This window comes from Burkholderia sp. SIMBA_062, assembly GCF_046534765.1.
GTDB lineage: Bacteria > Pseudomonadota > Gammaproteobacteria > Burkholderiales > Burkholderiaceae > Burkholderia > Burkholderia ambifaria.
Genome location: NZ_JAWRYD010000013.1, coordinates 88107 through 114613 on the forward strand (window position 1 = coordinate 88107; position 26507 = coordinate 114613).

The following is a 26507-nucleotide window of genomic DNA, read 5'->3' on the forward strand; positions in this document are numbered from 1 at the left end:
TCACCGGGGCATCGCGGGTTAATTTCGGGATAAGTGGCTAGCCGATTTTTCACGCAATGGCGGAATCGGGCGCGCGAAACGGGCCGGTTGTTTCGGCCATCGGGTTTCAACCATCCAGAAGGCGGAGCGACACGATGAAGATCCACCTACAACTCGCCGCGCTTGCCGCGTGCGGTGCACTGACCGGTATCGCCGATGCAGGACCGACGTCGCCGCAAGCGGTCGTCAAGACGATCAAGCTGACCGCGAACATCGGCGACAGCCTGTTCGTGTCGAAACCGGATGATTCGGCATGGAACGACGTGGTCGAACTGACCGCGATGGACCGCGCGCAGCAGAATTTCGGCGCGACGCTGCCGATCCGCGTACGTACGACGAGTCCCGATATCCATGTCGTGCTGTTGCCGCCGCCGGGTTCGTTGAACGGCGCTGAAGGTCCCGCCGACGCAAAGGTCGCGCTGACGGGCAATGCCGGCAATCCGGACATGGTGTCCAGTGCGGGCCGTACGATCACGCTGGTGAAGCGCGGACGCGACGGGTTCGACGGCTTCGATGAAACGCATGACTTGCAGGTCAGCGCCCCCGCGGCGGTGGTGCGCGCAACCGCGGCACAGGCCGGCGCGCGTGAGCCGCGCAATCTGGTGCTGGTGTTCGAACCGGCCGCGTCGGCGGGGCGCGAGCCGGCAGACGGGACCGTTTCAGCAACTGGCAAGTAGCGCGGTCGCCCCGCTTGCTCTCGTCGGGCGGGGCATTTTACTGCAGTTTTTGCGCATAAATATACGACGACATATCTCTTGAGCGGTTCATTCGAGATGCGAGTGTGCGCTCACATTCTCGATGAAAGGCCGAAAAACAGGGTAAACGACAGATACGTCCTTGGGACTCATCGGGTCTAGACTTTGCGAAGTAGTACGACGACGTATGAATGGAAATCCGCTGTCCGGCGCATCAATCCCCCCAAACCCCCTGAAGGAGTGCCCATGGCCGCAAACCGTCGCCGTTCGTCTTCGTCTGTCCGATCGCCCGCGTCGCGGCGGCTATCGCGTCGCGACTTCATCGGCTTGACCGGCGCGTTCGCCGGCGGCGCCGCACTCGGCGCACCGCTCGCGGCCACCCGCGCGTTTGCGGCCGGCACGTCGCCCCATGCGGCGGTCGACCTGATCTGGGGCGAGCACGGTGCGGCGGCGCGCATCGCCGCATCGCTCGCGCATGTGTCGCGCCTCGCGTTCCGCAGGCGCGACTTCGATGTCACGCACTTCGGCGCACGCGCGTGCGCGACCGTCGCGCAGACATCGCCGTACCCGGCGGCGAAATCTCCGGTCAGCCCCGGTTCCGAACTGACGACCGCGCCCGGCGCGTTCGACTCGCGTCCGGCGTTTCTCGCGGCGATCGACGCGTGTGTGCGCGAAGGCGGCGGCCGCGTGGTCGTGCCGCCCGGCAACTGGTACTGCGCGGGGCCGATCGTGCTGCAGAGCAACGTGAATTTCCACCTGAGCGCGAACTGCACGATCTACTTCAGCCCGACCCCGGCCGACTACGCGAAGGACGGCCCGGTCGACTGCGGCGCGAATGGCCGCCTGTACTACAGCCGCTGGCAGGCGAACGACTGCCTGAACTACGGCGCCCCGGTCTATGCGCGCAACGCGACCAACATCGCGCTGACCGGCGAAGGGCCGACGTCGGTGCTGAACGGACAGGCGATGACGCCGTTCTCCGGCGCCGGCAGCAGCAGCGTGTGCTGGTGGACCTACAAGGGCTCGTCGGGTGCATACGGTGCTAGCGCGACGGTGCCGGCACAGAATTCCGCGAATCCGAACAACGTCGACTTGCGGATCGTCGCGCCCGCGATCCCCGACACGCTCTATGCGCTGCTTACGTCGCCCGTCACGCCGTGGCAGCAGGATCAGAACTACCTGCCCGCGCTGTCCGAGGCCGGCGTGCCGGTCGAGAAGCGCATATTCGGCCTCGGCCACTACCTGCGGCCGTGCATGGTCGAATTCATCGGCTGCACCAACGTGCTGATGGAGCACTACCAGACGCAGAACACGCCGTTCTGGCAGCACCATCCGACCGCGAGCCGCAACGTCGTGATGCGCGCCGTGACGACGAACAGCATCGGCCCGAACAACGACGGCTTCGATCCGGATGCGTGCACCGACGTGCTGTGCGAAGGCTGCACGTTCAACACCGGCGACGACTGCATCGCGATCAAGTCGGGCAAGGACCGCGACACGGAATACGGCCCCGCGAAGCGGCACCTGATCCGCGACTGCACGATGAACAGCGGGCACGGCGGCATCACGCTCGGCAGCGAGATGGGCGGCGGCGTCGAGCAGATCTACGCGACCAACCTGTCGATGCTGAACGCGAACTGGCAGACCAACCCGCTGAACATCGCGATTCGCGTGAAGACGAACATGAACCGGGGCGGCTACGTGAAGGACTTCCACGTGAAGGGCGTCACGCTGCCGAACGGCGTGACGCTGAAGGGCGGCGGCTACGGCAGCGCGCTGCTCGCGGGCAGCCCGGTCAACGCGAGCGTGCCGCTCGGCGTGGCGACGCCGGCAGCCGGCAATCCGTCGGCCGCGCAGGGTGGCATCGTCACGTTCGACTGCGACTACCAGCCCGCGAACGACGCCGTGCGCACGCGGCCGCCGGTCGTGCGGAACGTGACGATCTCCGACGTGAAGGCGAGCAACGTGACGCTGAACGGCGTGACCGCGTCGTGCTTCCAGGCGATCGTCGCGCAGGGGCCGGTCGCGTTCGACTACAACGGCACGCCGCCCACGCCTGCCGTGCAGCCGATCTCCGGCGTGACGATCAGCAACTGCGACTTCGGCACGCCGGTCGCGTCGGGCACGCCGACCGTCACGTCGCCGGGGCCGATCTACGCGTTCAACGTGAGCGCGATGACGCTGACGAACGTGGCGATCGCCGGGCAGGCCGTCAACATGACGGTCACCGACACGCGGTGAGGTAACGCACGAGCATGCGTTCGCGTGCGGCCGGTCGATGCATGCGGACGCGTTACGCCAGCGTCTTGACCATGTGGTGCTCGTCGTAGAAGCGGCCGTCGACGAGCAGCGCGCGCGGTTCCGTGCCGAACCGGACGAACCCTTGCGACGCGTACAGGCGTTCGGCGGCGCCGTTGATCTCGTTGACGCACAGCATCAGTTGGCTGCATTGCCACGCTTGCGCCGCATGCGCGGTCGCGCTGTCGAGCAGCGATTGCGCGATGCCGCGCCCGCGATACGCAGGATCGACGAACACGCCCCAGATCAGCGCCTTGTGCGCGACCTTCGCCCGTGGATCGCGGCGCACGCCGGTGATGCCGACGAGCGTCGCGCCGTCGAACGCGCCGAACACGGCCTGCACGCCGCTCGGCGTGATGCGCGTCGCGAATTCGTCGACCGTGATGCCGGCTTCTTCGTCGCGGGTCGGCAGGAACGAGGTCGGCGACGTGTCGATTGCGCGCAGGCGCACGGACTGGAACTGCGCCGCATCGGCGGCGTCGAGCAGGCGGATCGTGATCATGGAATGCAGTTCTTGTTGGGGTGCCGGGATGTCGGAATCTGCTGCGCGATGCGCGGCAGGGCATCGACAATGCTAAGCGCAAACGGGTGGCTCGCGCGAGTATCGGCGATGTGCGGAAGCTGACGGTGACGTGCCTGCGCGGCAAGCGTGCCGCGCAGGCAGAAGGAAGGGAATGAAGTGAAGCGCGCCCGCCGTCGCGCCGCGGCGGCGCGCGGCGTCGAGTGCGCGCAATCTGCGTAATCCGCGCGATGCGCCCGATCAGGTCACACGCATGCGACGCGGATCAATAACGCGACAGCTGATTGCCGTTGATCTGCACGCGATCGCCCGGGCGCAGGTCGCCCGGCGACTGCACGTCGAACGAGCGCGTCGAACCGTCGCTGACCTGCACGTCGATCCGGTAGCTGCTCGGCGGTTGGGCCGCGCCCATCTGCTGGCCGATCTGGTTGCCGGCCACGGCGCCGCCGAGCGCGCCGATCACGGTGGCCGCCTCGCGGCCGTGGCCGCGGCCGAACTGGTTGCCCAGCACGCCGCCGACCAGCGCACCGACGACGGTGCCGGCCACGCCCGACGTGCCGACCGAGCCGTTGACCGGCTGGATGTTCGCGACCGTGCCGTATTGTGTGCCGTACTGCCCGCCGTAGCCGTTGCCGTACTGGCCGCCGTAAGGCTGCGGGTTGCCGTATTGGTCGTACTGCGGCGCTTGATTCGGATAGGCCGGCTGCTGCGGCTGCACGTAGCCGGGTTGCGAATATGCGGGCTGCGCGTAGCCGGGCGTCGCGTATTGCTGCTGCGGATAGCCGGGTTGCGCACCGTAGTAGCCGGGTGCGACGCAAGCGGTGAGCGGAAGCGCCGCCACGGCGACGAGCGAGGCGAACAGAACGGTCTTCGTGGAAGGCATGCGCATCATGATGGTTCCTGCATCGGCAACGTGTTCGCCGACAGATTCCGGGACGGGTGGCGAACACGGCGTGAGTATAAGGAAAGGGCGGATGCGCGTCCGGGGCGGCCGGGTAACAACGTGTAAAGTCTGTTGCCGAGCAACTCGCCGGGACGATGGGGCGTTGCAGCGAGCGGGCGGCACGGCGCGACGCGCGCTCCGGGCGCCCGCATTCCTGTGATGTGGCGCGCTGCGCGACCGTGGGCCGTTTCGCCGTTTCGCCGTTTCCGCCGCTTCCACGCTTCCAACGCTTTCACCGTTTCTGCCGCTTCCGCTGCTTCCGCTGCTTCCGCTGCTTCCGCTGCTTCCGCCGTTTCCGCCGCTCCCACCGCTCCCACCGCTTCCACTGCTTCCACTGCTTCCGGCGCTTCCACTGCTTCCGCCGCTTCCGCCGCTTCCGCCGCTTCCGCCGCTTCCGCCGCTTCCGCCGCGATCCCGCCCCATCGTTGCGCGCGGCCCGGCGGGCATGCGTGCCGCGCATCGCGAAATCGAATGCGCGGCATCGCGACATTTAATTGGTCGCGGGCCGCCCCGTCCGATATCGTGACCGCATGCCCTGCCAACGGTCGCGCCGCGCCGGCCGCGGCTCCTTCCCCTGTCCGCGCCGACGCCGCGCCGACGCTGCGTTTCACGCGATATCAACCTGACCGCCGTCATGGTGCGTGCATCGTGACGGTCCCGCACTGACCGACCTCACCGGAACCGACATGACGAACCTGCTGATCCGCAACGTCCGCACGCACGCCGACGAAGCACTCGACATCCTGATCGAAGGCGAGCGCATCGCGCGCATCGGCCCGTCGCTCGACGCGCCCGCGGGCTGCGCGATCGAGGACGGCGCGCTCGCGCTCGCGCTGCCCGGCCTCGTCGAAGGCCACACGCATCTCGACAAGACCCACTGGGGCATGCCGTGGTATCGCAACGCGGTGGGGCCGCGCCTCGTCGACCGCATCGAGAACGAGCGCAACTACCGCGCGACGAGCGGCCACGATGCGCGCGCCGCGTCGCTCGCGCTGTCGCGCGCGTTCCTCGCGGCCGGTACGACGCGCATCCGCACGCACGTCGACGTCGACACCGAGGCCGGGCTGCGGCATCTGCACGGCGTACTCGCGACGCGCGAGACGCTGCGGGGCCAGGTGGACATCCAGATCGTCGCGTTTCCGCAGTCGGGCGTGCTCAAGCGGCCCGGCACCGCCGCGCTGCTGTCCGACGCGCTCGGCGCGGGCGCCGATCTGCTCGGCGGGCTCGACCCGTGCGCGATCGAAGGCGATCCGGTCGAAGCGGTGGACGTGCTGTTCGGCATCGCCGAGCGCCACGGCCGCGGGCTCGATCTGCACCTGCACGAACGCGGCTCGATGGGCGCGTACTCGCTCGACCTGATCCTGCAGCGCACGGCCGCGCTCGGCATGCAGGGCAAGGTCACGATCAGCCACGGCTTCTGCCTCGGCGACGTTGCCGAACGCGAGCGCGACGCGCTGCTCGCGCGGATGGCCGAACTCGGCGTCGCGATCGTCACGACCGCGCCGGCGGCGGTGCCGGTGCCGTCGGTGGTCGTGTGCCGCGCGGCCGGCGTGACCGTCATCGGCGGCAACGACGGCGTGCGCGATACGTGGACGCCGTACGGTTCGCCCGACATGCTGGAACGCGCGATGCTGATCGGCATGCGCAACGACTTCCGCCGCGACGACGCGCTCGAAGTCGCGCTCGATTGCGTAACGCACGGCGCGGCGCGCGGTTGCGGCTTCGCCGATTACGGGCTGGAGGCCGGCAAGCGTGCGGACGTCGTGCTCGTCGATGCGCTGACATTTGCCGAGGCCGTCGTCGCGCGGCCGACGCGTCGGCTCGTCGTGTCGTCGGGGCGGATCGTCGCGCGCAACGGCGCGCTCGTCTGAGGCGGCTGACGCCGGTGCCGCATCGCGCCGGGTATGATCGGGCTCTTTCAGCCTGACCCTGCGGGAGACGACGATGCGACGCACACGCACGATGGCGGCACGGGCCGCGCGATGGACGCGGTGGACACGATGGATGGCCGCGGCGATGCTCGCGGTGACGGCCGCGCACGCGGCGGCGGCAGCACCGGATCAAGCGCAGCAGGAAGCGAATCGCCGCACGGTGCTGGCGTTCTACGAGAAAGGGCTGAACGAGAAGGATGCCGATGCCGCGCTCGCGTATGTCGGCGACCAGTACGTGCAGCACAACCCGAACGCGGCCGACGGGCGTGACGGTTTCCGCAAGTTCGTCGCGTTCCTGCGCGACAAATTTCCGCAGTCGCACAGCGAGATCAAGCGCTCATTTGTCGACGGCGACTACGTGATCCTGCATGTGCATGCGGTGCGCGAGCCCGGCACGCGCGGCAGCGCGATCATGGACATCTTCCGGCTCGAGCACGGCAAGATCGTCGAGCACTGGGACGTGAACCAGCCGGTGCCCGAGCATGCGGCCAACGGGAACACGATGTTCTGACGGGCGCGGACTTGCCCAGTTACGCCGGTGCTCCGTCGCCACCGATCCGCATCGTGACGGCCGCGCTTATTCCGGCTCGTGTTCCAGCATCGCCGCAAGCGCCTTCGTCAGTTCGCTGACCATCGGATCGGCCGTCGGCCGATGCAGGATCGCGATGTCCATGTTCTCGATCGGTGCGAAGCCGCCGCGCTCGTCGGTCAGCACCACGTGCTCGTCGGTCACCGCGCGCGCGGGCAGCACGCTGATGCCGAGGCCGTCCGCGACGGCCGCCTGGATGCCGCTCAGGCTCGACGTCGTGAAGCTGATCCGCCAGCGGCGGCCGCGCTCCTCGATCGCCTTGATCATGTCGTCGCGATAGAGCCCGCGCGGCGGAAACACGACGAGCGGTACCGGGTCGAGCTCGATCGTTGGATGCTGCGCGCTGTCGATCCAGCGCAGCTTCTCTGGCCAGCGCACCACCGCCTCGCGGCTGTCGCGCCGCTGCTTGATCAGCACGAGATCGAGCTCGCCGCGATCGTAGGCCGCGCAGATGTCGCGGCTCAGCCCGCACGTCACTTCGAGTTTTACCTGCGGATGATCGCGCTTGAACGCGGCGAGCGCATGGGTCGTGCGGCCCGCCGCGAAATCGTCGGGCACGCCGAGCCGGATCGTGAGCGCGACGGTCGCGCCCGACAGCGCTTCCAGCATCTCGTCGTTCAGCGCGATCATGCGCCGCGCGTAGCTGAGCACCGTCACGCCGGCGTCGGTCGGCCGCACGTCGCGCGTGCCGCGATCGAGCAGGCGATGCCCGGCGATCTCCTCGAGCCGCCGCACCTTCTGGCTGACCGTCGACTGCGTCGAATGCAGGCGCGCGGACGCGGTCGTGAAGCTGCCGCAATCGGCGACCATCACGAGTGCGCGCAACAGGTCGAGGTCGAACAAAGGTCGATTCATTTCTGCACTTTTCTGGATTCGAGCATTTCATTTCCAAATGCGTGCGAGGACTTTTAGCATGGCCGGAGACTGCGGGCAATCGCGGTTTCGCCGGACACGGGGGGCTGCTGGAGGCAAGGTCAGCGTGGGGGCGATTTGCGTGCGGTGCCGGTGTCGGAAAGCCACGGGCCGTCGGGCAAAGCGGCTGGTGCAATCATGCCCATACGTCCCGGTACAGATGAAGATCCTTCGACCATGCGGCAAGGTTCTTCCAGATGGCGCGAAGCGGCGTGCCGGAGCGTGCGGCAGCTTCTTCGGCGGCCTTCACCACCACCGGCAACGGCACCTCGTCGAGGATCACGGAGATCTGCGATTCGTATCCGGCGGGAATCTGTCCCGTGGTCAACGCGTCGGCCAGCAGTCGCTCGGTCAATTCACCTCTATAGCTGACGTTTGAGCTCACAACCGCCTTGTAGAGACCGCTTTGGGCCGGTCGCGGTTGTGCGTGGAGTTCGATGCCGAGCACGCCGAGCAGCGGGATCAGCTTGTTGACGCCAAGATCCTTGATCTTGCCGGTTTCAAGCTGGTTCACCGTGAGGCGAGACAATCCGGCGAGTTTTGCAAGCTGGGCCTGCGTGAGGTCGAGCTCGGCCCTCCGTTTTGCAACGGCCTGACCGATTTCATAGAGTTGCATGTTGACCCTCCGGACGCAGGTTCACCGTGCGTGAATGTAAAGTATATCTTACATCTCGGTGAGGATCGTCGCCACTTGTGGTTGGTTGTGCGGTATAGGGTGCAGGGCGGCTCGGGTGGAAAAATGTCTCGATGGGCCGCGCTGTATAGACATTCGCCCCCGGCGGATATCCGCGAAAACTCGCTCTGTGGCAAGCAAGCATCACGCGGGGTAAACGATAGAAATACAGGGAGAATCCGCCGCCTTCGGCGATTTTTTGATCATCAATCCGGCCCTTTGTCCCGATCTCGACCTCCAGCTTCCTCCAACCCACCCGCCCCGCTTGCGCTCGAAAATTGAGCGGTCTAGACTGCATCGCAGTTTCATCGAAGTCCCAGTCTTACGCGTACCGCGCCGGGCCTGCCGGCACGACGCTCCCCCACGGACGCCCGGCGCTCGCCCGCCACGTCGAGACCACAAGGACACACCATGAACCGCACTGCAAAGCTCGTCGTTTCCGCGCTGGCGTTCGCGCCGCTCGTCTCGTTCGCGCAGGACACGGCAACGATCCGCTGGGGCATCGATCCCACCTATCCGCCGTTCGAGGCGAAGCAGCCCGACGGCTCGCTCGCCGGCTTCGACATCGACCTGCGCGATGCGATCTGCGAGCAGCTGCATGCGAAGTGCGTGTGGGTCGAGCAGGGCTTCGACGGGATGATTCCGGCGCTGCGCGCGCGCAAGTTCGACGTGATCATGTCCGCGATGACGGCCACCGACGAGCGGCTCAAGCAGATCGACTTCTCGAACAAGCTGTACGCATCGCCGGGCGCGCTCGTCGCGCCGGCCGGCTCGAAGCTGCTCCCGACCGCGGCGTCGCTCGCCGGCAAGCGCGTCGGCATCGATCAGGGCACCACGCAGGAGGCGTACGCGAAGGCCGAATGGGCGACCCGGGGCGTGACGATCGTGTCGTACCAGAACCAGGACCAGGTGTATCAGGATCTGGTGAATGGCCGTCTCGACGCGACCTTCCAGGACAAGACGCAGGCCGGCTATTCGTTCCTGAAGACGCCGCGCGGCAAGGGCTACGCGTTCGCGGGCCCCGACGTGACCGACGTGCGCATCACCGGCTACGGCGTCGCGATGGGCGTGCGCAAGGGCGACGCCGACATGAAGAAGCGGCTGAACGACGCGATCGCCGCGATCCGCGCGAACGGCACGTACCAGAAGATCGCCGCGAAATACTTCGACTTCGACATCTACGGCGCGAAGCAGCAGTTGACGGCCGCGCCGTGACCGCATGCGCCCCGTGCTCCACATGATCCCGTGCTTCATTCAATCGACAGGCAAACCATGACGAGTATCCAGGACCGTGTCGCGAAGGCAGTGACGCCCGAACTGATCACCGCGTTCCGCGACGAAGGCGCGGTATGCATCAAGGGCATTTTCTCGCCCGACGAAGTGGCCGCGCTGCGCGCCGGCATCGACGCGAACCTCGCGCAGCCGAGCGAGCGTGCGAAGGTCGCGAGCCGGCCCGACGATCCGGGCTGGTTCTTCGAGGACTTCTGCAACTGGCGGCACAACGATGCGTACCGCGACTTCATCGTGCGGTCGCCCGCGCCGTCGGTGGCCGCCGCGCTGATGGGCACGGAGACGGTGCGCCTGCATCACGACCATCTGCTCGTGAAGGAGCCCGGCACGCGGCAGCGCACGCCGTGGCACCAGGATCAGCCGTACTACAACATCGAAGGCGACGACAACGTCAGCATGTGGATTCCGGTCGACCCGGTGCCGCTCGAATCGACGCTGGAATTCGTCGCGGGTTCGCACCAGGGGCCGTGGCTGATGCCGCGCACGTTCATGGACAAGGAGGCGAAGTGGTTTCCCGAAGGCAGCCTCGCCGACCTGCCCGACATCGAGGCCGACCGCTCGGCATTCCCGATTCGTCACTGGGCGCTCGAGCCCGGCGACATGGTGTGCTTCCGGATGCTGACGCTGCACGCGTCGGGCGGTACGCAGAACCGCCGGCGTGCGTTCTCGATCCGCTTCGTCGGCGACGACATCCGTCACGCGCCGCGCCGCTGGAAAACGTCGCCCGATTTCCCGGGGCTGGCCGACGAACTGCCGGACGGCGCGCCGCTCGAGCATTCGCTGTTTCCGGTCGTGTGGACGCGCGACGCGGGGCAGGTCGGGGCGATCTGAGCGGCGAATATCGACGACATGGAGCGCCGTCACACGCGCGGCGGCCGTTTCGCGATGAAGCGGTCGCCGCGCGTGGCCGTTTTCAGGTGCCGAAGCCGGTTCAGGTCTGGTGACGTCCGGCGCCCGGCTTGAAGCGCGAGCCGAGCCGGTAGCGGTTGCCCGGATGCAGGAAGTGCACGAACGTGACGGGGAGCCCGTTCGTCCAGGTGCGGCGGGTGAGGGTGAGACACGGCTCGTCGGCACGCATGTCGAGCAGCCGCGCCTGTTCGCTCGTCGGCAGCGACGCGTCGACGACGTGCTCGATCTCCAGTTCGTAGTGCGACACGTTGTTGAACAGGTATTCGGATGGCGGCTCGGCCTGGAAGTCCTGATCGATGAATTCGGGCGCGGCGGCCGGATTCACGTAGCGATCCTCGAGCTGGATCGGGCGGCCGTTTTCCTCGTGCACGCACACCACGTGAAAGACCGGCGTGTTGACCGCCAGCCCGAACGCGGCCGCGACGTCGAACGACGCGGGCTCGCGCGACTGGCTGAGCACGCGGCAGCGATATTCGTGTCCGCGCGCGCGGATCTCGTCGCGGATGTGCGCGATCATCAGCAGGTTCGACTGCGGCTTCACTTCGGCGACGAAGGTGCCGACGCCCGCGATGCGCTTCAGCACGCCTTCCTCGGTCAGTTCGCGCAGCGCGCGGTTGACCGTCATGCGCGCGACGCCGAATTGCGCGGCGAGATCGAGTTCGGATGGAATGCGGTCGCCCTGGCGCCAGTCGCCCGCGTCGACATTCTGGCGAACGAGCGTCTTGATCTGCTGGAACGGTGCGGTGGCCTTTGTGACCATCGGAAGATCCTTGCGCGAAGAAGTGACGAGGCTAGTCGTCGTGACTGACGATGACCAGGATCTCCGCCTGCGCGGCGCCGAGGCTGCGCGTGCGGTGCGGGATGAGTGCGTTGAAATAGACTGAATCGCCGGTTTTGAGTTGCACCGTCTCGTTCGGGAATTCGATTTCGACGCGCCCCTTGTGCACGAACAGGAATTCCTCGCCTTCGTGCTCGCGGAACGTCGACGCGACGAATTCGTGCGGCGGATGCACGACGAACGGCAGCATCTTCTTCGGCGCGACGCCGGCCGCGATGCTTTCGAAGCGGTGCGCGTGGCTGTCGGCCGCCGCACCCATCGCCGTGCGCTCGCCGGCGCGCGTCACCGTGATCAGCTCGCGGTTGTGGCTTTCCGAGAACAGCTGCTCGACGTCGATGTTCAGCGCCTTCGACAGCTTCAGCGCGACCGCGATCGACGGCACGCTCAGGCCGCGCTCGACTTTCGACAGGTAGCTCTTGGTCAGGCCGGTCTCGTCGGCCAGCACATCGAGCGTCCAGCCCTTCTGTTTTCTGAGCAGCTTCAGGCGAATCGTCATGGGGCGCCAGGTGTTCTTCGAAAAATCGATTGTAACGCATGACACAATGTGTCCTATGATGTATCGTGTGTCTTGTGTGTCCACGGACACGGCCGCGAGCGGCGCGGCAGATCCGATCCATTCAGGAGGTGAACATGGCGGAAACGCTGAATTTGACGAAGGAGGTGCTGGTCGCGCTGGCGGAGCGGCGTCTCGAGAACGAGGTGGGCGACAGCGGCTGGTCCGCGCGGCAAAAGCTCGCGCTCACGTGCCGGATCCTGTTCGACGCCGGTCACGATTCGGGCCTGGCCGGGCAGATCACCTGCCGCGCGGGCGACGCCGGCACGTACTACACGCAGCGGCTGGGGCTCGGCTTCGACGAGATCTCGGCCGCGAACCTGCTGCGCGTCAACGAGGATCTCGACGTCGTCGACGGCGAAGGCATTCCGAACCCGGCCAACCGGTTCCATACGTGGATCTATCGCGAGCGCCGGGACGTGAACTGCATCATCCATACGCACCCCGCGCATGTCGCGGCGCTGTCGATGCTCGAGCAGCCGCTCGTCGTGTCGCACATGGACACCTGCCCGCTGTACGACGATTGCGCGTTCCTGAAGGACTGGCCCGGCGTGCCGGTCGGCAACGAGGAAGGCGAGATCATTTCGAAGGCGCTTGGCAGCAAGCGTGCAATCCTGCTGTCGCATCACGGCCAGCTCGTGGTCGGCAGGACGATCGAGGAAGCCTGCATTCTCGCGCTGCTGATCGAGCGCGCCGCGAAGCTGCAACTGCTGGCGATGTCGGCGGGCGAGATCAAGCCGGTGCCGCCGGCGCTGGCGCGGGAAGCGCACGACTGGATTTCGAAGCCGAAGCGCGATGCCGTGACGTTCGACTACTACGCGCGTCGCGCATTGCGCACGCATCGGGACTGTATTGCATGAGCGGGTGCATCGGTTCCGTCTCGTCCATCCATCATTGAGGAATCCACATCGTGTCCATCCTGCTGAAAGGCATCATCGCCTATCCGGTTACGCCGTTCTCCGCCGACGGCGGCATCGACCTGCCGGCGCTCGATGCGCTGATCGAGCGCCTGATCGCCGATGGCGTCCACGCGATCGCGCCGCTGGGCAGTACCGGCGAGAGCGCGTACCTGTCCGACGCCGAATGGGAGGCGGTCGCCACCGCGTCGATTCGTGCGGTGCGCCGGCGCGTGCCGACCGTCGTCGGCATCTCCGATCTCACGACGGCCGGCGCGGTGCGCCGCGCGCGCTTCGCCGAACGGGCAGGCGCCGATGCCGTGATGGTGCTGCCCGTGTCGTACTGGACGCTCGGCAACGACGAGATCGTCGCGCATTACCGCGCGATCGGCGACGCCATCGGCATCCCGATCATGCTGTACAACAACCCCGCGACGAGCGGCGTCGACATGTCGCCCGACCTGATCGCGACGATCTGCCGGACCGTCGACAACGTGACGATGGTCAAGGAGAGCACCGGCGACATCGGGCGGATGCACCGGCTCGCGCAGTTGAGCGACGGGACGATCCCGTTCTACAACGGCAGCAATCCGATGGCGCTTGCCGCGCTCGCCGCGGGCGCGGCCGGATGGTGCACGGCCGCGCCGAACCTGAATGCCGCGTTGCCGATTGCGCTGGTCGACGCGATGCGCGCGGGTGATCTGGCGCGCGCCAGGGCGGTTTTTCACGCGCAGTTGCCGCTGCTGCGGTTCATCGCCGACGGCGGCCTGCCGGTGACCGTGAAGGCCGGGTTGCGGCTGCGCGGCTTCGACGCGGGCGAGCCGAGGCGGCCGTTGCTGCCGCTCGGCGACGTGCGCACGCGCGAGCTCGAACGCCTGCTGGCGGCACTGCCGGACGGTGTGCCGGCATGAGCGGCGACGCGCGGCCGGCGATCGCGGTCCCGATCGCCGCGGTGCGGGTCGGCACGAGCCGGCCGCTGGCCGGCACGCCGCACGTGAGTGCGATCGACAAGCAGCCGGTCGACGCGCGTCTGTGGCTCGGCCCGCTCGGCTTCGCGGGCGACGGGCAGGCCGATGCGCGGCATCACGGCGGCCCCGACAAGGCGGTCCATCACTATGCGTACGACCACTATGCGTGGTGGTCCGCGCAGATCGGGGCGCGTGACGTGCTCGGACGGCCGGGCGCCTTTGGCGAGAACCTGTCGACGCACGGCGTGACCGAGCACGACGTGTGTCTCGGCGACGTGTTCACGCTGGGCGGCGCCGTGCTGCAAGTGTCGCAGTCGCGGCAGCCGTGCTGGAAGCTCAATGCGCGTTTCGACGATCCGCGCATGGCGGCGCTCGTGCAGCAAAGCGGTCGGAGCGGCTGGTACTACCGTGTGCTGGACGAAGGCTGGGTGGCGCCGGGCGAGGTGCTGGCGCTGCACGAGCGCCGGTATCCGCAATGGCCGCTGTCGACGGTGCTCGAGGTGCTGTACCGGCGCACGCTCGACATGGCCGCGCTCGATGCGCTGTGCGGCGTTCCGGTATTGCCGTCCGGCTGGCGCAAGATGCTCGAAAAACGCCGGACGGAGCGGCAGGTGGAAGACTGGACGAAACGGCTCGAAGGCTGACGCGCCGCGTGCGCAGCTTACGCGGCCGGCAGGTTCCGCACGTCGGCCGTCGGCTCGGCGCCGAACGCATCGCTCAGCGCATGGCCGATCAGGTGCCGCGCGGCGGCCTCGGGCGTCGACAGCGCGCCGCTCGCCTTCAACTGGTCGAATTTCTCGCGCAGGGGGAAGTTCTCTTCGCTGGTCGAGCGGATCGTCGCCTGCATGCCCGTATCGACGACGCCCGGCGCGACGCTGGCAATCCGCAGCGCGCGGTTCCCGTCGAGCGCGACGGCGCGTGCGTGATGATCGAGCGCGGCCTTGGTCGCGCAATAGACGCTCCAGCCCGCATATGCGTTGCGCGCCGCGCCGCTCGACACGTGCAGGATCCGGCATTCGGTCGGCGCCGACGCCGCCTGCACGAGCGCGGCCGACAGCATCAGCGGCGCGGCGACGTTCAGGCCGACCGCGCGTGCGACGAGCGCCGGGTCCTGCGCGTCGAGCGGCCCGATCGGATCGACGATGCCCGCGTTGTTGAAGAGCAGCACGATCGACGCGCCGTCGACGAAGCTGCGCAGCGTGTCGCCGGCCAGCCACGTCGCGACGGCCGACGTATCCGACAGGTCGAGTTCGATTTCGGCGAATCGGTCGCCGGCCTGCGCGGCGAGCGACGGATGACGGCTGCGCGACACGCCGAGCACGGCGATGCCTTCCTGCAGCAGCTGTTCCGCGAGCGACGCGCCGAGGCCGCGCGTGTGTCCGGTAACGATGGCGCGCACGTTCGGCGCTGAAGAGAATGCGGTCATGGTGGTGAACGAGTGGACGGTTGAACCGTGTTGACGAGTGGCGAGTGGCGCGCATGCGCGGCAGCCCGGCGGGCGGGACGGGCGATGCGCGGTGCCGGCGTGGCGTTCGAAGGCGGCCGAGTGCGGCGCCGCCTGTCCGGCTGAACGCGTATCGTAGCGCCGGCCTGCATGACGCGCAAACGCGTGGCCACGCAGCGTGAATGCGCGGCGCCGAATGCACGCATCGTCGCGCGCCGCCGCCGCCCGTCCGATACGTTGGACGAAAGCCGTCCGCGGCAAGTGCGCGCGGCGCGGCGGCAAGTGGCGCCGGGCCCCACGTCGCGAGCTATCATATGGCTCGCCCGTTCGCGACGCCGGACGGGCCGCGACGTTTCCCTTCACCTGCTGCACGCTGCGACGCCATCCATGAACACCACGCCGGATATGCCCACGCCACGCGCCTTGCGCGAACTCACGCCTCTCGAGGCCCGCATTCTCGGGGTGCTCGTCGAGAAGCAGCACACGGTGCCGGACACCTATCCGCTGTCGCTGAATGCGCTGACCGCGGGCTGCAACCAGAAAACCGCACGCTCGCCGGTGATGAACGTCAGCGAGGACGAAGTCACGACCGCGCTCGACAGTCTCAAGCACCTGAGCCTCGTGATGGAGGGCAGCAGCAGCCGCGTGCCGCGTTTCGAGCACAACATGAATCGCGTGCTCGGCATCCCGAGCCAGGCGATCGCGCTGCTGACGATCCTGCTGCTGCGCGGCCCGCAGACGGCCGCCGAATTGCGCCTGAACAGCACCCGCCTGCACGGCTTCGCGGACATCTCGTCGGTCGAGGCCTTCCTCGACGAACTCGCGGCGCGCGCGCAGCCGCTCGTGATCCGGCTGCCGCGTGCGCCCGGTGCGCGCGAGAACCGCTGGATGCACCTGATGTGCGGCGAGGTGAACGTCGCCGACTTCGCCGGTCCGGATACCGGTGGCGGCACGGATTCCGTTCCGCCGTCCGAGTTCGAGGCGCTGAAGGCCGAGCAGAAGCGGCTTGCGGATGAAGTGGCGCGGCTGAACGCGCTCGTTCAGCGGATGGCGACCGAACTCGGGATCGATGTCGACGCGCCGGGCGACGCGTCCTGACGTAAATGGCGGCTGTGCCTGCCCATCGGCTGGCCTCGTCGTTGCACGGCGGGGTGCGTGATGCGGATACCATCCGCATCGCTGCGTTACCTCAGCTTGACGCCCGGGACGAGATAGCGTGAACCGCCCGGTCTCAGGATCGGCGCGAGCGCCGCGAACGGCACGTCGAGTTGCGGCCCGAGGCAGGCGCCCATCGCGTGCCCGATGCCGGAGACGCTGAACGACAGCTTGCCCGGCGCATCGAACTCGAACGCCAGATATTGCGGCAACACGTCGGCGCACGCCATTGAATCGCCGTCGTCATCCGTGGGGTGAGCGCCGGATTCGGCCCTGTCGCGCAACCGCGTAATGAAACGCCCCAGCGCGGGGCTCGTTGCCTGATCGCCGTCCGTGCCCGCCGCAGCCGCATCGATCACGCGATTCCAGTCGAGGTACGCACCGCGCAGCAGGTCGAAGGTGACCGGATCGTAGTGATTGTTCGGATGGGCGCCGCCGCAGTACGTACTGCCCGATTCCACGATGCCGAGCGCCGCAGGTGACAGCCACGTGACCGTTACCTGTTCGTCGTCGAAGCCGCCGAGCGAGCCGGCGGCCGGCCCGTCGTCGGTATAGCGCGTCGACGCGCATTCGAGCGCGGCGAGATTCATCTGCCAGTGCTGCTGCTCGAGCAAGCGGTTGACCCGTGCCATGACCCCCGAATCGGGATGGCGGCTCAGACGCGGATACATGAGTTTCGTGCGCGGATCGCGCCACATCCGGTATGCGACGGTGCCGTCGCCGATTTCGCGGCCGGCCGGCTGTGCGTGCCCGGCGAGCTTCAGCGTCGCATACGGCGCCTGCCGCATGTCGATGGCCGCGCCGCTTGCGATGCCGCTGCCGACGCCGCCGGCGATGCGATCGGTGATCGCTTCGACGGAGCCGGGCGCAACCGCATCGGGATCGTATTCGGCGATGCGTCGCAGCGTGAAGTTCCGCGTTTTGCCGGTACGCGCGTCGGTCCACCGGCCGCGATAGCCGTCCTTGTCCTGCGTGCCGCGCCAGGTCGCCGCCGGATGCTCGAAGTCGGCGTTGCCGTTGTTTCGCGTCATGTCGCGCACCTCGTCCGGCAACGCGGTGCGCTCGAGCGGCTCGACGAGCTGCGCGGGCTTGCCGTGCAGTGGAATGTCGACACCGTACTGCGTATAGAAATAGCGGCCCGAGACTGTGCCGTCCGCCGCCGCTCGGCGATCGAGCTCCATGACGACCTCGCCGGCGCCTTGCAGCATGCCGCGATAGACCACGCGCGGCGCGGCGTCGGCTGCCCCCGCGCGCAGCGCGATCAGCACCAGCACAAACCGGATTAGCGGGCGCATCACCAGCGGCACCCGGTTTGTTCGGAGGCGTCGACGTCGAGTGCCCTGCTGAACGCGGTTCGCTTGCCGGTGCGCGCGCTGGTATAGGTCATCGAATAGATCATCGCACCCTGCGACATCATCTCGTACCGCCCATTGATCCTGCCGTCCACCATTTCGACCCAGGTCGTCGTGAACTGGTGCGGGCGGCCTTCGACGAGCACTTCCTCATCGACGTGCTCGACCACCAGCGGCAGGGCCGTTTTCGCTTTCGCATAGCGGACCATGCCGCCCGACCAATCGACGGCGTCGTCGTAGTAGGTGCGCATCTCGAAGCGTACGGGTTTGTCGCCGTCCGATTTGAAGCAGTACACGTCGGTGGAAACCTTGGCGAACGCAGGCAGTGACGCGAAGAGCAGTAGGGCGATAAGGGTTTTTTTCATCATGATCCGACGAAGGGTAAAGTGCGGCATCAACCGAGCACGATTCGCGTGGCGCCCGCGGCGACGAGCCGGAACAGCAGGTCCTCGATGGCCGCACCCGGCGCCGAACCGAGGTCCGCGTTGACATGCCATCCGTGCTCCGTGCGTACCGGCTCCGACAGATAGTGAACGACGCCGTGCAGGCCGTCCTCGGTCGGCACGCGTGCGTCGTCGGTGTCGAACCACGCGAAGAACCATGCCTTGAACGCGTCGGTGGCCGCGGCTTCGTCGGGCCCGTCGACCTCGACCCTCACCCAGTCCCACACGAACGGCCGGATCGACACGGCCGCCGTGTCGAGTTCGAACGCGAACGGTTCGAAATCCAGTTGCGCGGTCGAGTCGACCATCGCCGGCTGACCGGTCGATTCGCCTCCGGTGTGAACGAGATCGGCGCGGCACGGCAGCGCGAGCGGGCCTTCGGTGGCCAGCGTGCCGTCGGCTTTCCGGTAGGCCGGTTCGACGACGGTCACCGGTTGCGCCGCCGCTTGCGCGAGCAGGTCGGCGTAGGGCTGGCGGATGGCGCTGAGCAGTTCGGATACGGTCATCTTGGCGGGTCGGGTCAAATTGCAAACGATCAATCACGGACGGACGGTGCGTCGTGCCGCCGGCGTCAAACGAGGGCCCCAATCGGCAGGGGACAGCCACGATCGTACGGTACTTCGGCGACATGCAACCACTCGGCCGAACGGCCGGCTCGCGTCGCAATGTGCGCGATGGCGCGGCAGTTCCGCGCGAGCGGCGTGCCGGCCGGCGCGAGTGCCATAATCGAGCCTGCAATCATTCCAGACGTCCCCCGGAGAATTCCCATGCAGAACCTCGACAATCCTTCCCACGATCGCGAGGTAGGCAGCGCCGACGCGACGCAGGACACCACGCGCATCGACGACGTCCGCATCGGCGCCGTGCGTCCGCTGATTTCCCCCGCGCTGCTGCAGGACGAGCTGCCGGTGCCCGCCGCCACGCAGACGCTCGTCGAGGACACGCGCCGCGCGATCGGCGACATCCTGCACGGCCGCGACGACCGGCTGCTGCTCGTCGTCGGCCCGTGCTCGATTCACGACCACGATCAGGCGCTCGACTACGCACGCCGCCTGAAGGCCGCCGCCGATGCGCTGAAGGACGACCTGCTGATCACGATGCGCGTGTACTTCGAGAAGCCGCGCACGACGGTCGGCTGGAAGGGATACATCAACGATCCGCGCCTGGACGGCAGTTTCCGCATCAACGAAGGGCTGCGCGCCGCGCGGCAACTGCTGCTCGACATCAACGCGCTGGGCCTGCCGGCGTCGACCGAATTCCTCGACCTGCTGAGCCCGCAATACATTGCCGACCTGATCGCGTGGGGCGCGATCGGTGCGCGCACGACCGAGAGCCAGAGCCATCGCCAGCTCGCGTCGGGGCTGAGCTGCCCGATCGGCTTCAAGAACGGCACCGACGGCGGCGTGCAGGTGGCGTCGGACGCGATCGTCGCCGCCCGCGCGAGCCACGCGTTCATGGGGATGACGAAGATGGGGATGGCCGCGATCTTCGAGACGCGCGGCAACGACGATGCGCACGTGATCCTGCGCGGCGGCAAGAACGGGCCGAACTACGACGCCGAACACGTCGAGGCGAGCTGTGCAGTGCTGCGCAAGAGCGGCTTGCGCGAGCAGGTGATGGTCGATTGCTCGCATGCGAACTCGAACAAGTCGCATGAGCGGCAGATCGACGTCGCGCAGGATCTCGCGCGACAGCTGTCGCAGGGCGAGCACCGGATCGTCGGCGTGATGGTGGAGAGCCATCTCGAGGCCGGGCGTCAGGATCTGAAGCCGGGCGTGCCGTTGCAGTACGGCGTGTCGATCACCGATGCGTGCCTGAGCTGGTCGCAGACCGAGCCGGTGCTCGACGTGCTGGCCGAGGCGGTGCGGCATCGCCGGGTGTATTCGCGCAACGCGTGACGGGCGTGGCTGCGGGCCAGCGCGGAGGGGTGGCGCCCGCCGCGTAGTTCGATGCACCGGTGACGCCGGTTGACAGTCTGCCATGTTCTCCTGATCGACATGCCGCGGCGTCGCTGTTTCCGCGCGGCGCGCGAACTCTATCCGCATGGTCTTTGATCCTGGTCCGGCTATCCGCCTGCCGCGTTGCACGCTGGACGCACAATTCGGCGAATGTCGCTACCATGCAAGCCGTGTTGCACTGCGGTCCGGCCATGCTGGTCCGTCATGCACACACGCAGTGGCGGCGCGGCCGGCCGCCACGCGACCGACGAAGCGCGGGGTGCCCACCGATCGGCCGTTGCGCCCGCGTCGCTTCGCTCCCGGAATCAACAACAACCGCACCGGAGTGCAAACTACATGAAGTTCTACAAGACCCTCATCGCAGCAACCGTCCTCGCATCGAGCGTGAGCGCGCACGCGCAGATTGCCGGCGCGCAGCCGCTCAGCGTGACCGTCGAGCAATCGCAGGCGCTGCTCGAAGGCTGGAGCGTGAAGAAGAGCGTGCTCGGCAAGGTCGTGTACAACGACGCGAACCAGAAAGTCGGCACGGTGCGCGACCTGATCGTCGCGCCGGACGGCTCGGTGTCGGCGGCGATCGTGTCGGCCGGCGGCTTCCTCGGCGTGGCCGCGCATGACGTCGCGGTGCCGATCGCGTCGCTCGACGTGCGCAACGGCAACATCTACCTGCCGGGCGCGACGAAGGATGCACTGAAGGCCACGCCGGCGTTCCAGTACGCGAAGGTGCCGGCGGCGCCGAAGCCGAAGAAGGTCGACGACAAGCATTGATGCATTGATGCATGCGGCCCGGCCCGGCGCGCGATGTGCCGGGCCGGCCGAGTGTCACGTCACGTCACGTCGCGCCGTGCGGCGATCCATCACCGCCGCGCACGCTCATCCTCCCTGTCTACGTAATTCTACGTAGCCCCGCATACGTAGTTGTGCGCTTGTAAGCCGCCCCCATCGCGCGGAATACTACGGCCCAACGCCGCGGCTTTCACGAGACGCGGCGCGACGCATCGACGTCACGCGGGTTCGGCCCCTCGCCGCATCCACTCAAAAACACATTGGAGACCAGGAGACGCCATGAATCGGGCTTCCAGTACCCTGCTCTGGATCGCGGTCGCGCTGCTCGGCGCGTTCGCATTCGGGACGATCGCACTTGCGCACGGCGAACGCGTCAGCGCGCTATGGATCGTGATCGCCGCCGTCTGCGTGTATCTGATCGCATATCGCTTCTACAGCCGTTTCATCGCCAGCAAGGTCATGCAGCTCGACGGGCTGCGGATGACGCCGGCGGTCAAATACAACGACGGCCTCGACTACGTACCGACCAACAAGTACGTGCTGTTCGGCCATCACTTCGCCGCGATCGCCGGCGCCGGGCCGCTCGTCGGCCCCGTGCTCGCCGCGCAGATGGGCTACACGCCCGGCATGCTGTGGATCCTGGCCGGCGTCGTGTTCGCCGGCGCGGTGCAGGACTTCATCGTGCTGTTCATCTCGACGCGCCGCGACGGCCGCTCGCTCGGCGACCTCGTCAAGATGGAGCTCGGCACGGTGCCCGGCGTGATCGCGCTGTTCGGCGCGTTCCTGATCATGGTGATCATCCTCGCGGTGCTCGCGCTGATCGTCGTGAAGGCGCTGACGAATTCGCCGTGGGGCACGTTCACCGTCGCCGCGACGATTCCGATCGCGCTGTTCATGGGCATCTACACGCGCTACATCCGTCCGGGCCGCATCGGCGAAGTGTCGATCATCGGCTTCGTCGGGCTGATGGCGGCGATCGCGTTCGGTCAGAACGTGGCCGCCTCGCCGGCGATCGCCGCGTGGTTCACGTTCAGCGGCACGCAGCTCACGTGGATCCTGATTGGCTACGGCTTCGTCGCATCGGTGCTGCCGGTGTGGCTGCTGCTCGCGCCGCGCGACTACCTGTCGACGTTCCTGAAGATCGGCACGATCCTCGGCCTCGCGATCGGCATCCTGGTCGTCGCACCGGAACTGAAGATGCCCGCGCTGACGAAGTTCGTCGACGGCACGGGCCCGGTGTGGTCGGGCAACCTGTTCCCGTTCCTGTTCATCACGATCGCGTGCGGCGCGGTGTCGGGTTTCCACGCGCTCATCTCGTCGGGCACGACGCCGAAGCTGATCGACAACGAATCCAACGCGCGCTTCATCGGTTACGGCGCGATGCTGATGGAATCGTTCGTCGCGATCATGGCGCTCGTCGCCGCGTGCGTGATCGAGCCGGGCATCTACTTCGCGATGAACGCGCCGGCGGCCGTGCTCGGCTCGACGCCGGAAGCCGTCGCGAACACGGTCACGCAATGGGGCTTCGTGCTGACGCCCGACATGCTCACGCAGACCGCGAAGGCCGTGGGCGAGACGACGATCATCGCGCGCGCGGGCGGCGCACCGACGCTGGCCGTCGGCATGGCGCACATCCTGCACCAGGTGATCGGCGGCGAAGCGATGATGGCGTTCTGGTATCACTTCGCGATCCTGTTCGAGGCGCTGTTCATCCTGACGGCCGTCGACGCCGGCACGCGCGCGGGCCGCTTCATGCTGCAGGACCTGCTCGGCACGTTCCATCCGGCGCTCAAGCGCACCGAGTCGCTGCCCGCGAACCTCGTCGCCACCGCGCTGTGCGTGGCCGCGTGGGGCTACTTCCTGTACCAGGGCGTGGTCGATCCGCTCGGCGGCATCAACACGCTGTGGCCGCTGTTCGGCATCTCGAACCAGATGCTCGCCGCGATCGCGCTGGTGCTCGGCACCGTCGTGCTGTTCAAGATGAAGCGCGAGCGCTATGCATGGGTGACGCTCGTGCCGACCGCGTGGCTGCTGATCTGCACGCTGACGGCCGGCTGGCAGAAGATTTTCGATTCGAATCCGAAGGTCAGCTTCCTCGCGCACGCCGCGAAGCTGCAGGCCGCGGTGGACGAAGGCAAGGTGCTTGCGCCGGCGAAGTCGATCGCGCAGATGAAACGGATCATCTTCAACGACTACATCGATGCGGCGCTGGCCGGGTTGTTCATCTTCGTCGTCGTGGCGATCGCGGTGTACGGCCTGCTTGCCGTGCTGCGCGCGCGCCGCGAGTCGAAGCCGACGGTGCGCGAGACGCCGTACGAGCCGATGCCGGCCGCGCAGGCGCTCGGCAGCGGACGATAACGGGAGGCCGCGATGTTCAGCGATCTCGGCGGCGACCTGCGCAGCGCGGGGCGTTACCTCGGGCAGGCGTTGCGGCTGATGGTCGGCCTACCCGACTACGACACCTATGTCGCGCACATGCGCGAAACCCATCCGGACCGCGAGCCGATGACGTACGAGGAATTCTTCCGCGAGCGTCAGAATGCGCGGTACGGGTCGGGGGCGGGGAAGTGTTGCTGAACCAGGCCGGTGAAGCCGCCCGGTAGGGCGGTCCGGTGACGGACCAGGAAGCGCCGCGAAGGCATTCGCGGCGCTTTTTTCTTTGGGGCCGGGCGGCGCGCACGGCCCGGCCGTCGCCGCGGCGTTTGACCGGCTTCAGCCTGGCTCGCTCGGCGCGCCGGTATCATAGGGTTTTTGTTTTTTTCGATGAATCCGGGCAGGAGAATCCGTCGTGCATGTCGGTGAGCGTTTCAACAGCATTTCCCATCTCGTCGGCGCGGTGCTGTCGGTGGCAGGGCTGGTCGCGCTGGTGACGATGGGCGCGCTCGATCGCGATCCCTACAAGATCGTGAGCTTCAGCGTGTACGGCGCGATGCTGATCCTGCTCTACGCGATCTCGACGCTGTACCACAGCGTGCGCAACCCGCGGCTCAAGGCGATCCTGCAGAAGTGCGACCATTCGGCCATTTATCTGCTGATCGCGGGCAGCTACACGCCATTCGCGCTCGTCACGCTGCGCGGCCCGTGGGGCTGGTCGCTGTTCGGCGTGAGCTGGGGGCTCGCCGCATTCGGGATCGCGCAGGAGCTCACGCTCGGACGGCGCACGCGCATCGTGTCGATGGTGCTGTACGTGCTGATGGGCTGGCTCGCGCTCGTCGCGATCCGCCCGCTGATCCATGCGTTGCCGCCGGTGGGTACCGCATGGCTCGTGGCCGGCGGCGTCATCTACAGCGCGGGCATCTACTTCTTCATCAACGACGAGCGCATCCGCCACGGGCATGGCATCTGGCACCTTTTCGTGCTGGCCGGCAGCCTGTGCCAGTTCGTCAGTGTCGCGATGTACGTTGCGTGAGCGTGGACGGCACGGTGCGCGTCATCCGCGTCCGGCCGCTTGTGCCGCGCCGCGCAGCGCCATGAACCCGACCCATCCCCAGTAGACGCGGTGATGCGCGATCAGCCCGTCGCGCAGATCCATCACCTCGACGAGATCGACCTGATCGCCTTCCGGCGTTTCGCGCGGATATTCCCATATGAGTTGCCGCCCGTTCGAGAAGAATGTGCCCGTGCGGTGCCAGCGTCCGAGCTGGTTGCCCGGATTGCGCAGGCCCGCCGCGAAGAACTCGCCGATCGCGGCCTTGCCGTGCAGCACGCCCGCGCCCTGATCGGGCAGCGTGGCGACGATCAGCGGCGTTTCGAGGATCGCGTCGTGCGCGTACAGCGACATCAACGCGTCGAGGTCGCGTGCGACGACGGCGGCGTGCCAGTCGCGATGGATGCGTTGCGCATCGGTGTCGGCGTGGGTCATGACGGGTTCCGGCAAGCGTGGATAACGGAACCACTGTATCGATGCAACGCCGCCGGACGTTTCAGCGCGAACCGAAACGTGGATGTCGCGCAAGCCACCCGTCAGCCCGCGAGCGCGCCGAGATTCAGTTCATGCGACTTGCCGATCCACACAGCGCTGTCGCGGTGGTCGCGCAGTTCGTCGTTCGTGTTCGGATGCAGGAAGAGGTCGAGCGCGCCGTGATTCAGCACGAGCCACGGCACGATGGTGTCGAACCGCGCGGCGTCGAACGCGATCTGGTACGACCACGCCGGATGCGGGCCGACGAGGCGTTCGTGAAAGCGGCCGAGCTCGATGATCGCGCCGAACCGTTCTTCGACGACGAGGCGAAACGCCCAGGCCGCGTCGCGACTCGCGGCGTCGAAGTAGACGTGTGCGTGCCAACTGTCGATGCCGGTGGTGTCGATGGCGGACATGGCGGAACTCGAGTGAAGAATAGGGAAGGCGAGAGAGCCGTGACATACGGCCGATGCGCAATTATCGCGCTTACTCGTCGGACACGTCTTGTCGCGGAGCGGTAAATCGGTGCGGAGGATTGGCCGCGCGTCAGCGAAACCGGTTCGTTCGATTGATTTTTCTCGCGAGCATCAACGCATGCCGCCTCGCGCCGAAAACGTTGCCGGGCTGGCCTTCGGCTGAAATCCCGACGGCAATATGTCATTTCGAAAACTGCAAAGGCGATTCACGTGCCGCTTCGAATCGTCTGCGAAAACGCGATCAGGTAGTTGAATGAAATAAAGAAATTCCGGTCAGGCGGCAGTGGCGAAATGCGCGGACCGCACCCCGGCTGCCGGTGCCGAAAATATCAATTGCGGAATCGGCTATTCAAGCGCACGGCCCCGCGGCATACGATGACTACACCGCATCGATCATCAAGATCGATGCGGAAGCAACCATCTGGAGGCCATGATGCGATCCTTTGTTTCCCTTGCTGTCCTGTCCGGCGCGCTTGCCGTGCTGCCCGTCGCGAGCTTCGCGCAGTCCGTCGATACCGAGTGGCAGTCGAACGCCGCACCGTTGAACTGGAAGGAGGCGCGCGCCGAGACCGACGTGCAGCTGATGCAGATGACGCGCGCCGGCTATCGTGCGACGACAGCCGGCAACCAGAACTATCCGCTCGCGATGCAGCGTGCGCTCCAGCGGGTGCACAACCCGTTGCCCGACCGCTCGCAAGAAGAGAAGGCGGCAATGCAACAGCGTGCGGCGCGCGACGCGCAGAGCGGTCATCCGGTGAAGGCGTTCTTCGTGAAGACCGCGTACTACCTGAAGGGCGAGAACACGTTCTGATGCGGGAGGCGAGCATGGCAGGCGCGAACCGACTCCCCGCTGCATTGCGCGCGTCGCTGATTCGCCGGCTGCCGGCGGCGGGCGCGACGCGGCGGCGGGACGACGTGTACAGCGCGCGGCGCCGCGCGAG

Annotated in this window: 29 protein-coding genes; 16 read left to right on the forward strand and 13 right to left on the reverse strand. The window is 67.2% G+C overall.

Annotation, left to right across the window (positions count from 1 at the left end):
- Positions 1-134 precede the first annotated feature (134 nt).
- Positions 135-716: a hypothetical protein gene (locus tag SB786_RS16390; RefSeq protein ID WP_410728354.1), complete on the forward strand. Its 582-nt coding sequence runs from the start codon at positions 135-137 to the stop codon at positions 714-716.
- Positions 717-980: 264 nt separating this feature from the next.
- Positions 981-2975 carry a glycoside hydrolase family 28 protein gene (locus SB786_RS16395; RefSeq protein ID WP_410728355.1) on the forward strand — a complete coding sequence of 665 codons (1995 nt, stop codon included), beginning with the start codon at positions 981-983 and terminating at the stop codon, positions 2973-2975.
- Positions 2976-3027: 52 nt separating this feature from the next.
- On the opposite strand, the gene SB786_RS16400 is transcribed toward SB786_RS16395, so the two are convergent.
- From SB786_RS16400 to SB786_RS16410, 3 genes are all read right to left on the reverse strand, one after another.
- The gene (locus SB786_RS16400; protein WP_410728356.1) at positions 3028-3534 is read right to left on the reverse strand and encodes a GNAT family N-acetyltransferase; all 507 of its coding nucleotides are present in this window, start codon (positions 3532-3534) and stop codon (positions 3028-3030) included.
- 283 nt (positions 3535-3817) lie between these two features.
- Entirely contained in the window at positions 3818-4444 is a 627-nt protein-coding gene (locus SB786_RS16405) for a glycine zipper 2TM domain-containing protein (RefSeq protein ID WP_410728357.1), read from the reverse strand.
- On the reverse strand, positions 4441-5106 hold the full coding sequence (locus SB786_RS16410) for a hypothetical protein (RefSeq protein WP_410728358.1): 666 nt from the start codon (positions 5104-5106) through the stop codon (positions 4441-4443). The genes SB786_RS16405 and SB786_RS16410 overlap by 4 nt, the downstream gene beginning before the upstream one ends.
- 75 nt (positions 5107-5181) lie before the next feature.
- On the opposite strand from SB786_RS16410, the gene SB786_RS16415 reads away from it, so the two are divergent.
- Both SB786_RS16415 and SB786_RS16420 read left to right on the forward strand, forming a co-directional pair.
- Positions 5182-6366, forward strand: a complete 1185-nt coding sequence (locus tag SB786_RS16415; RefSeq protein WP_410728359.1) for an amidohydrolase family protein — start codon at positions 5182-5184, stop codon at positions 6364-6366.
- 73 nt (positions 6367-6439) lie between these two features.
- Entirely contained in the window at positions 6440-6937 is a 498-nt protein-coding gene (locus SB786_RS16420; RefSeq protein WP_410728360.1) for a nuclear transport factor 2 family protein, read from the forward strand.
- 66 nt (positions 6938-7003) lie between these two features.
- Here the strand turns inward: SB786_RS16420 and SB786_RS16425 are convergent, their stop codons facing one another.
- Together SB786_RS16425 and SB786_RS16430 are read right to left on the reverse strand one after the other, a co-directional pair.
- Positions 7004-7870, reverse strand: a complete 867-nt coding sequence (locus SB786_RS16425; RefSeq protein WP_410728361.1) for a LysR family transcriptional regulator — start codon at positions 7868-7870, stop codon at positions 7004-7006.
- 193 nt (positions 7871-8063) lie between these two features.
- Positions 8064-8543 carry a helix-turn-helix domain-containing protein gene (locus SB786_RS16430; protein WP_410728362.1) on the reverse strand — a complete coding sequence of 160 codons (480 nt, stop codon included), beginning with the start codon at positions 8541-8543 and terminating at the stop codon, positions 8064-8066.
- A gap of 468 nt (positions 8544-9011) precedes the next feature.
- Between SB786_RS16430 and SB786_RS16435 the strand changes: the two genes are divergently transcribed.
- Positions 9012-9815: an ABC transporter substrate-binding protein gene (locus SB786_RS16435; RefSeq protein ID WP_410728363.1), complete on the forward strand. Its 804-nt coding sequence runs from the start codon at positions 9012-9014 to the stop codon at positions 9813-9815.
- A gap of 57 nt (positions 9816-9872) precedes the next feature.
- Positions 9873-10721 (forward strand): phytanoyl-CoA dioxygenase family protein, encoded by an 849-nt coding sequence (locus SB786_RS16440; RefSeq protein WP_410728364.1) that lies wholly within the window; start codon positions 9873-9875, stop codon positions 10719-10721.
- 100 nt (positions 10722-10821) lie between these two features.
- On the opposite strand, the gene hutC is transcribed toward SB786_RS16440, so the two are convergent.
- A complete protein-coding gene (gene hutC / locus SB786_RS16445; RefSeq protein WP_410728365.1) occupies positions 10822-11559 on the reverse strand; it encodes a histidine utilization repressor in 738 nt (245 codons plus the stop codon).
- A gap of 31 nt (positions 11560-11590) precedes the next feature.
- Positions 11591-12133: a helix-turn-helix domain-containing protein gene (locus SB786_RS16450; protein WP_006750216.1), complete on the reverse strand. Its 543-nt coding sequence runs from the start codon at positions 12131-12133 to the stop codon at positions 11591-11593.
- Positions 12134-12267: 134 nt separating this feature from the next.
- On the opposite strand from SB786_RS16450, the gene SB786_RS16455 reads away from it, so the two are divergent.
- The 3 genes from SB786_RS16455 to SB786_RS16465 are packed head-to-tail and all read left to right on the forward strand — an operon-like array spanning position 12268 to position 14698.
- Complete coding sequence (locus tag SB786_RS16455; RefSeq protein WP_410728366.1) at positions 12268-13050, forward strand: aldolase; 783 nt, start codon at positions 12268-12270, stop codon at positions 13048-13050.
- A gap of 50 nt (positions 13051-13100) precedes the next feature.
- A complete protein-coding gene (locus SB786_RS16460; RefSeq protein ID WP_410728367.1) occupies positions 13101-13997 on the forward strand; it encodes a dihydrodipicolinate synthase family protein in 897 nt (298 codons plus the stop codon).
- Positions 13994-14698, forward strand: a complete 705-nt coding sequence (locus SB786_RS16465) for an MOSC domain-containing protein (protein WP_410728368.1) — start codon at positions 13994-13996, stop codon at positions 14696-14698. Before SB786_RS16460 ends, SB786_RS16465 begins: the two co-directional genes overlap by 4 nt.
- A gap of 17 nt (positions 14699-14715) precedes the next feature.
- Here the strand turns inward: SB786_RS16465 and SB786_RS16470 are convergent, their stop codons facing one another.
- Complete coding sequence (locus SB786_RS16470; protein ID WP_410728369.1) at positions 14716-15480, reverse strand: SDR family oxidoreductase; 765 nt, start codon at positions 15478-15480, stop codon at positions 14716-14718.
- A gap of 405 nt (positions 15481-15885) precedes the next feature.
- On the opposite strand from SB786_RS16470, the gene SB786_RS16475 reads away from it, so the two are divergent.
- Positions 15886-16596 (forward strand): YceH family protein, encoded by a 711-nt coding sequence (locus SB786_RS16475; RefSeq protein WP_410728370.1) that lies wholly within the window; start codon positions 15886-15888, stop codon positions 16594-16596.
- An 86-nt stretch (positions 16597-16682) separates the two neighbouring features.
- Here the strand turns inward: SB786_RS16475 and SB786_RS16480 are convergent, their stop codons facing one another.
- Genes SB786_RS16480 through SB786_RS16490 form a run of 3 tightly spaced genes read right to left on the reverse strand, consistent with a single transcriptional unit; the run spans position 16683 to position 18954 of the window.
- Complete coding sequence (locus tag SB786_RS16480) at positions 16683-17948, reverse strand: hypothetical protein (protein ID WP_410728427.1); 1266 nt, start codon at positions 17946-17948, stop codon at positions 16683-16685.
- Positions 17948-18370, reverse strand: coding sequence for a hypothetical protein (locus tag SB786_RS16485; RefSeq protein WP_126226830.1), 423 nt, complete (start codon positions 18368-18370; stop codon positions 17948-17950). The genes SB786_RS16480 and SB786_RS16485 overlap by 1 nt, the downstream gene beginning before the upstream one ends.
- Positions 18371-18399: 29 nt before the next feature.
- Positions 18400-18954, reverse strand: a complete 555-nt coding sequence (locus tag SB786_RS16490; protein ID WP_410728371.1) for a hypothetical protein — start codon at positions 18952-18954, stop codon at positions 18400-18402.
- 261 nt (positions 18955-19215) lie between these two features.
- Here SB786_RS16490 and SB786_RS16495 point away from each other — a divergent pair, with 261 nt between their 5' ends.
- The 5 genes from SB786_RS16495 to trhA all read left to right on the forward strand — a co-directional run bounded on the left by SB786_RS16495 (position 19216) and on the right by trhA (position 24598).
- Positions 19216-20346 carry a 3-deoxy-7-phosphoheptulonate synthase gene (locus tag SB786_RS16495; RefSeq protein WP_410728372.1) on the forward strand — a complete coding sequence of 377 codons (1131 nt, stop codon included), beginning with the start codon at positions 19216-19218 and terminating at the stop codon, positions 20344-20346.
- 396 nt (positions 20347-20742) lie between these two features.
- Entirely contained in the window at positions 20743-21171 is a 429-nt protein-coding gene (locus SB786_RS16500; RefSeq protein ID WP_006761281.1) for a PRC-barrel domain-containing protein, read from the forward strand.
- Positions 21172-21468: 297 nt separating this feature from the next.
- Complete coding sequence (locus SB786_RS16505) at positions 21469-23547, forward strand: carbon starvation CstA family protein (RefSeq protein WP_410728373.1); 2079 nt, start codon at positions 21469-21471, stop codon at positions 23545-23547.
- Positions 23548-23559: 12 nt separating this feature from the next.
- The gene (locus SB786_RS16510; RefSeq protein WP_006761279.1) at positions 23560-23766 is read left to right on the forward strand and encodes a YbdD/YjiX family protein; all 207 of its coding nucleotides are present in this window, start codon (positions 23560-23562) and stop codon (positions 23764-23766) included.
- Positions 23767-23977: 211 nt separating this feature from the next.
- Positions 23978-24598 (forward strand): PAQR family membrane homeostasis protein TrhA, encoded by a 621-nt coding sequence (gene trhA, locus SB786_RS16515; RefSeq protein ID WP_006761278.1) that lies wholly within the window; start codon positions 23978-23980, stop codon positions 24596-24598.
- Positions 24599-24619: 21 nt separating this feature from the next.
- Here the strand turns inward: trhA and SB786_RS16520 are convergent, their stop codons facing one another.
- Complete coding sequence (locus SB786_RS16520) at positions 24620-25051, reverse strand: nuclear transport factor 2 family protein (RefSeq protein ID WP_410728374.1); 432 nt, start codon at positions 25049-25051, stop codon at positions 24620-24622.
- A gap of 101 nt (positions 25052-25152) precedes the next feature.
- Positions 25153-25506: a DOPA 4,5-dioxygenase family protein gene (locus SB786_RS16525; RefSeq protein ID WP_410728375.1), complete on the reverse strand. Its 354-nt coding sequence runs from the start codon at positions 25504-25506 to the stop codon at positions 25153-25155.
- Positions 25507-25999: 493 nt separating this feature from the next.
- On the opposite strand from SB786_RS16525, the gene SB786_RS16530 reads away from it, so the two are divergent.
- Positions 26000-26377: a hypothetical protein gene (locus tag SB786_RS16530; RefSeq protein WP_410728376.1), complete on the forward strand. Its 378-nt coding sequence runs from the start codon at positions 26000-26002 to the stop codon at positions 26375-26377.
- Positions 26378-26507 lie beyond the last annotated feature (130 nt).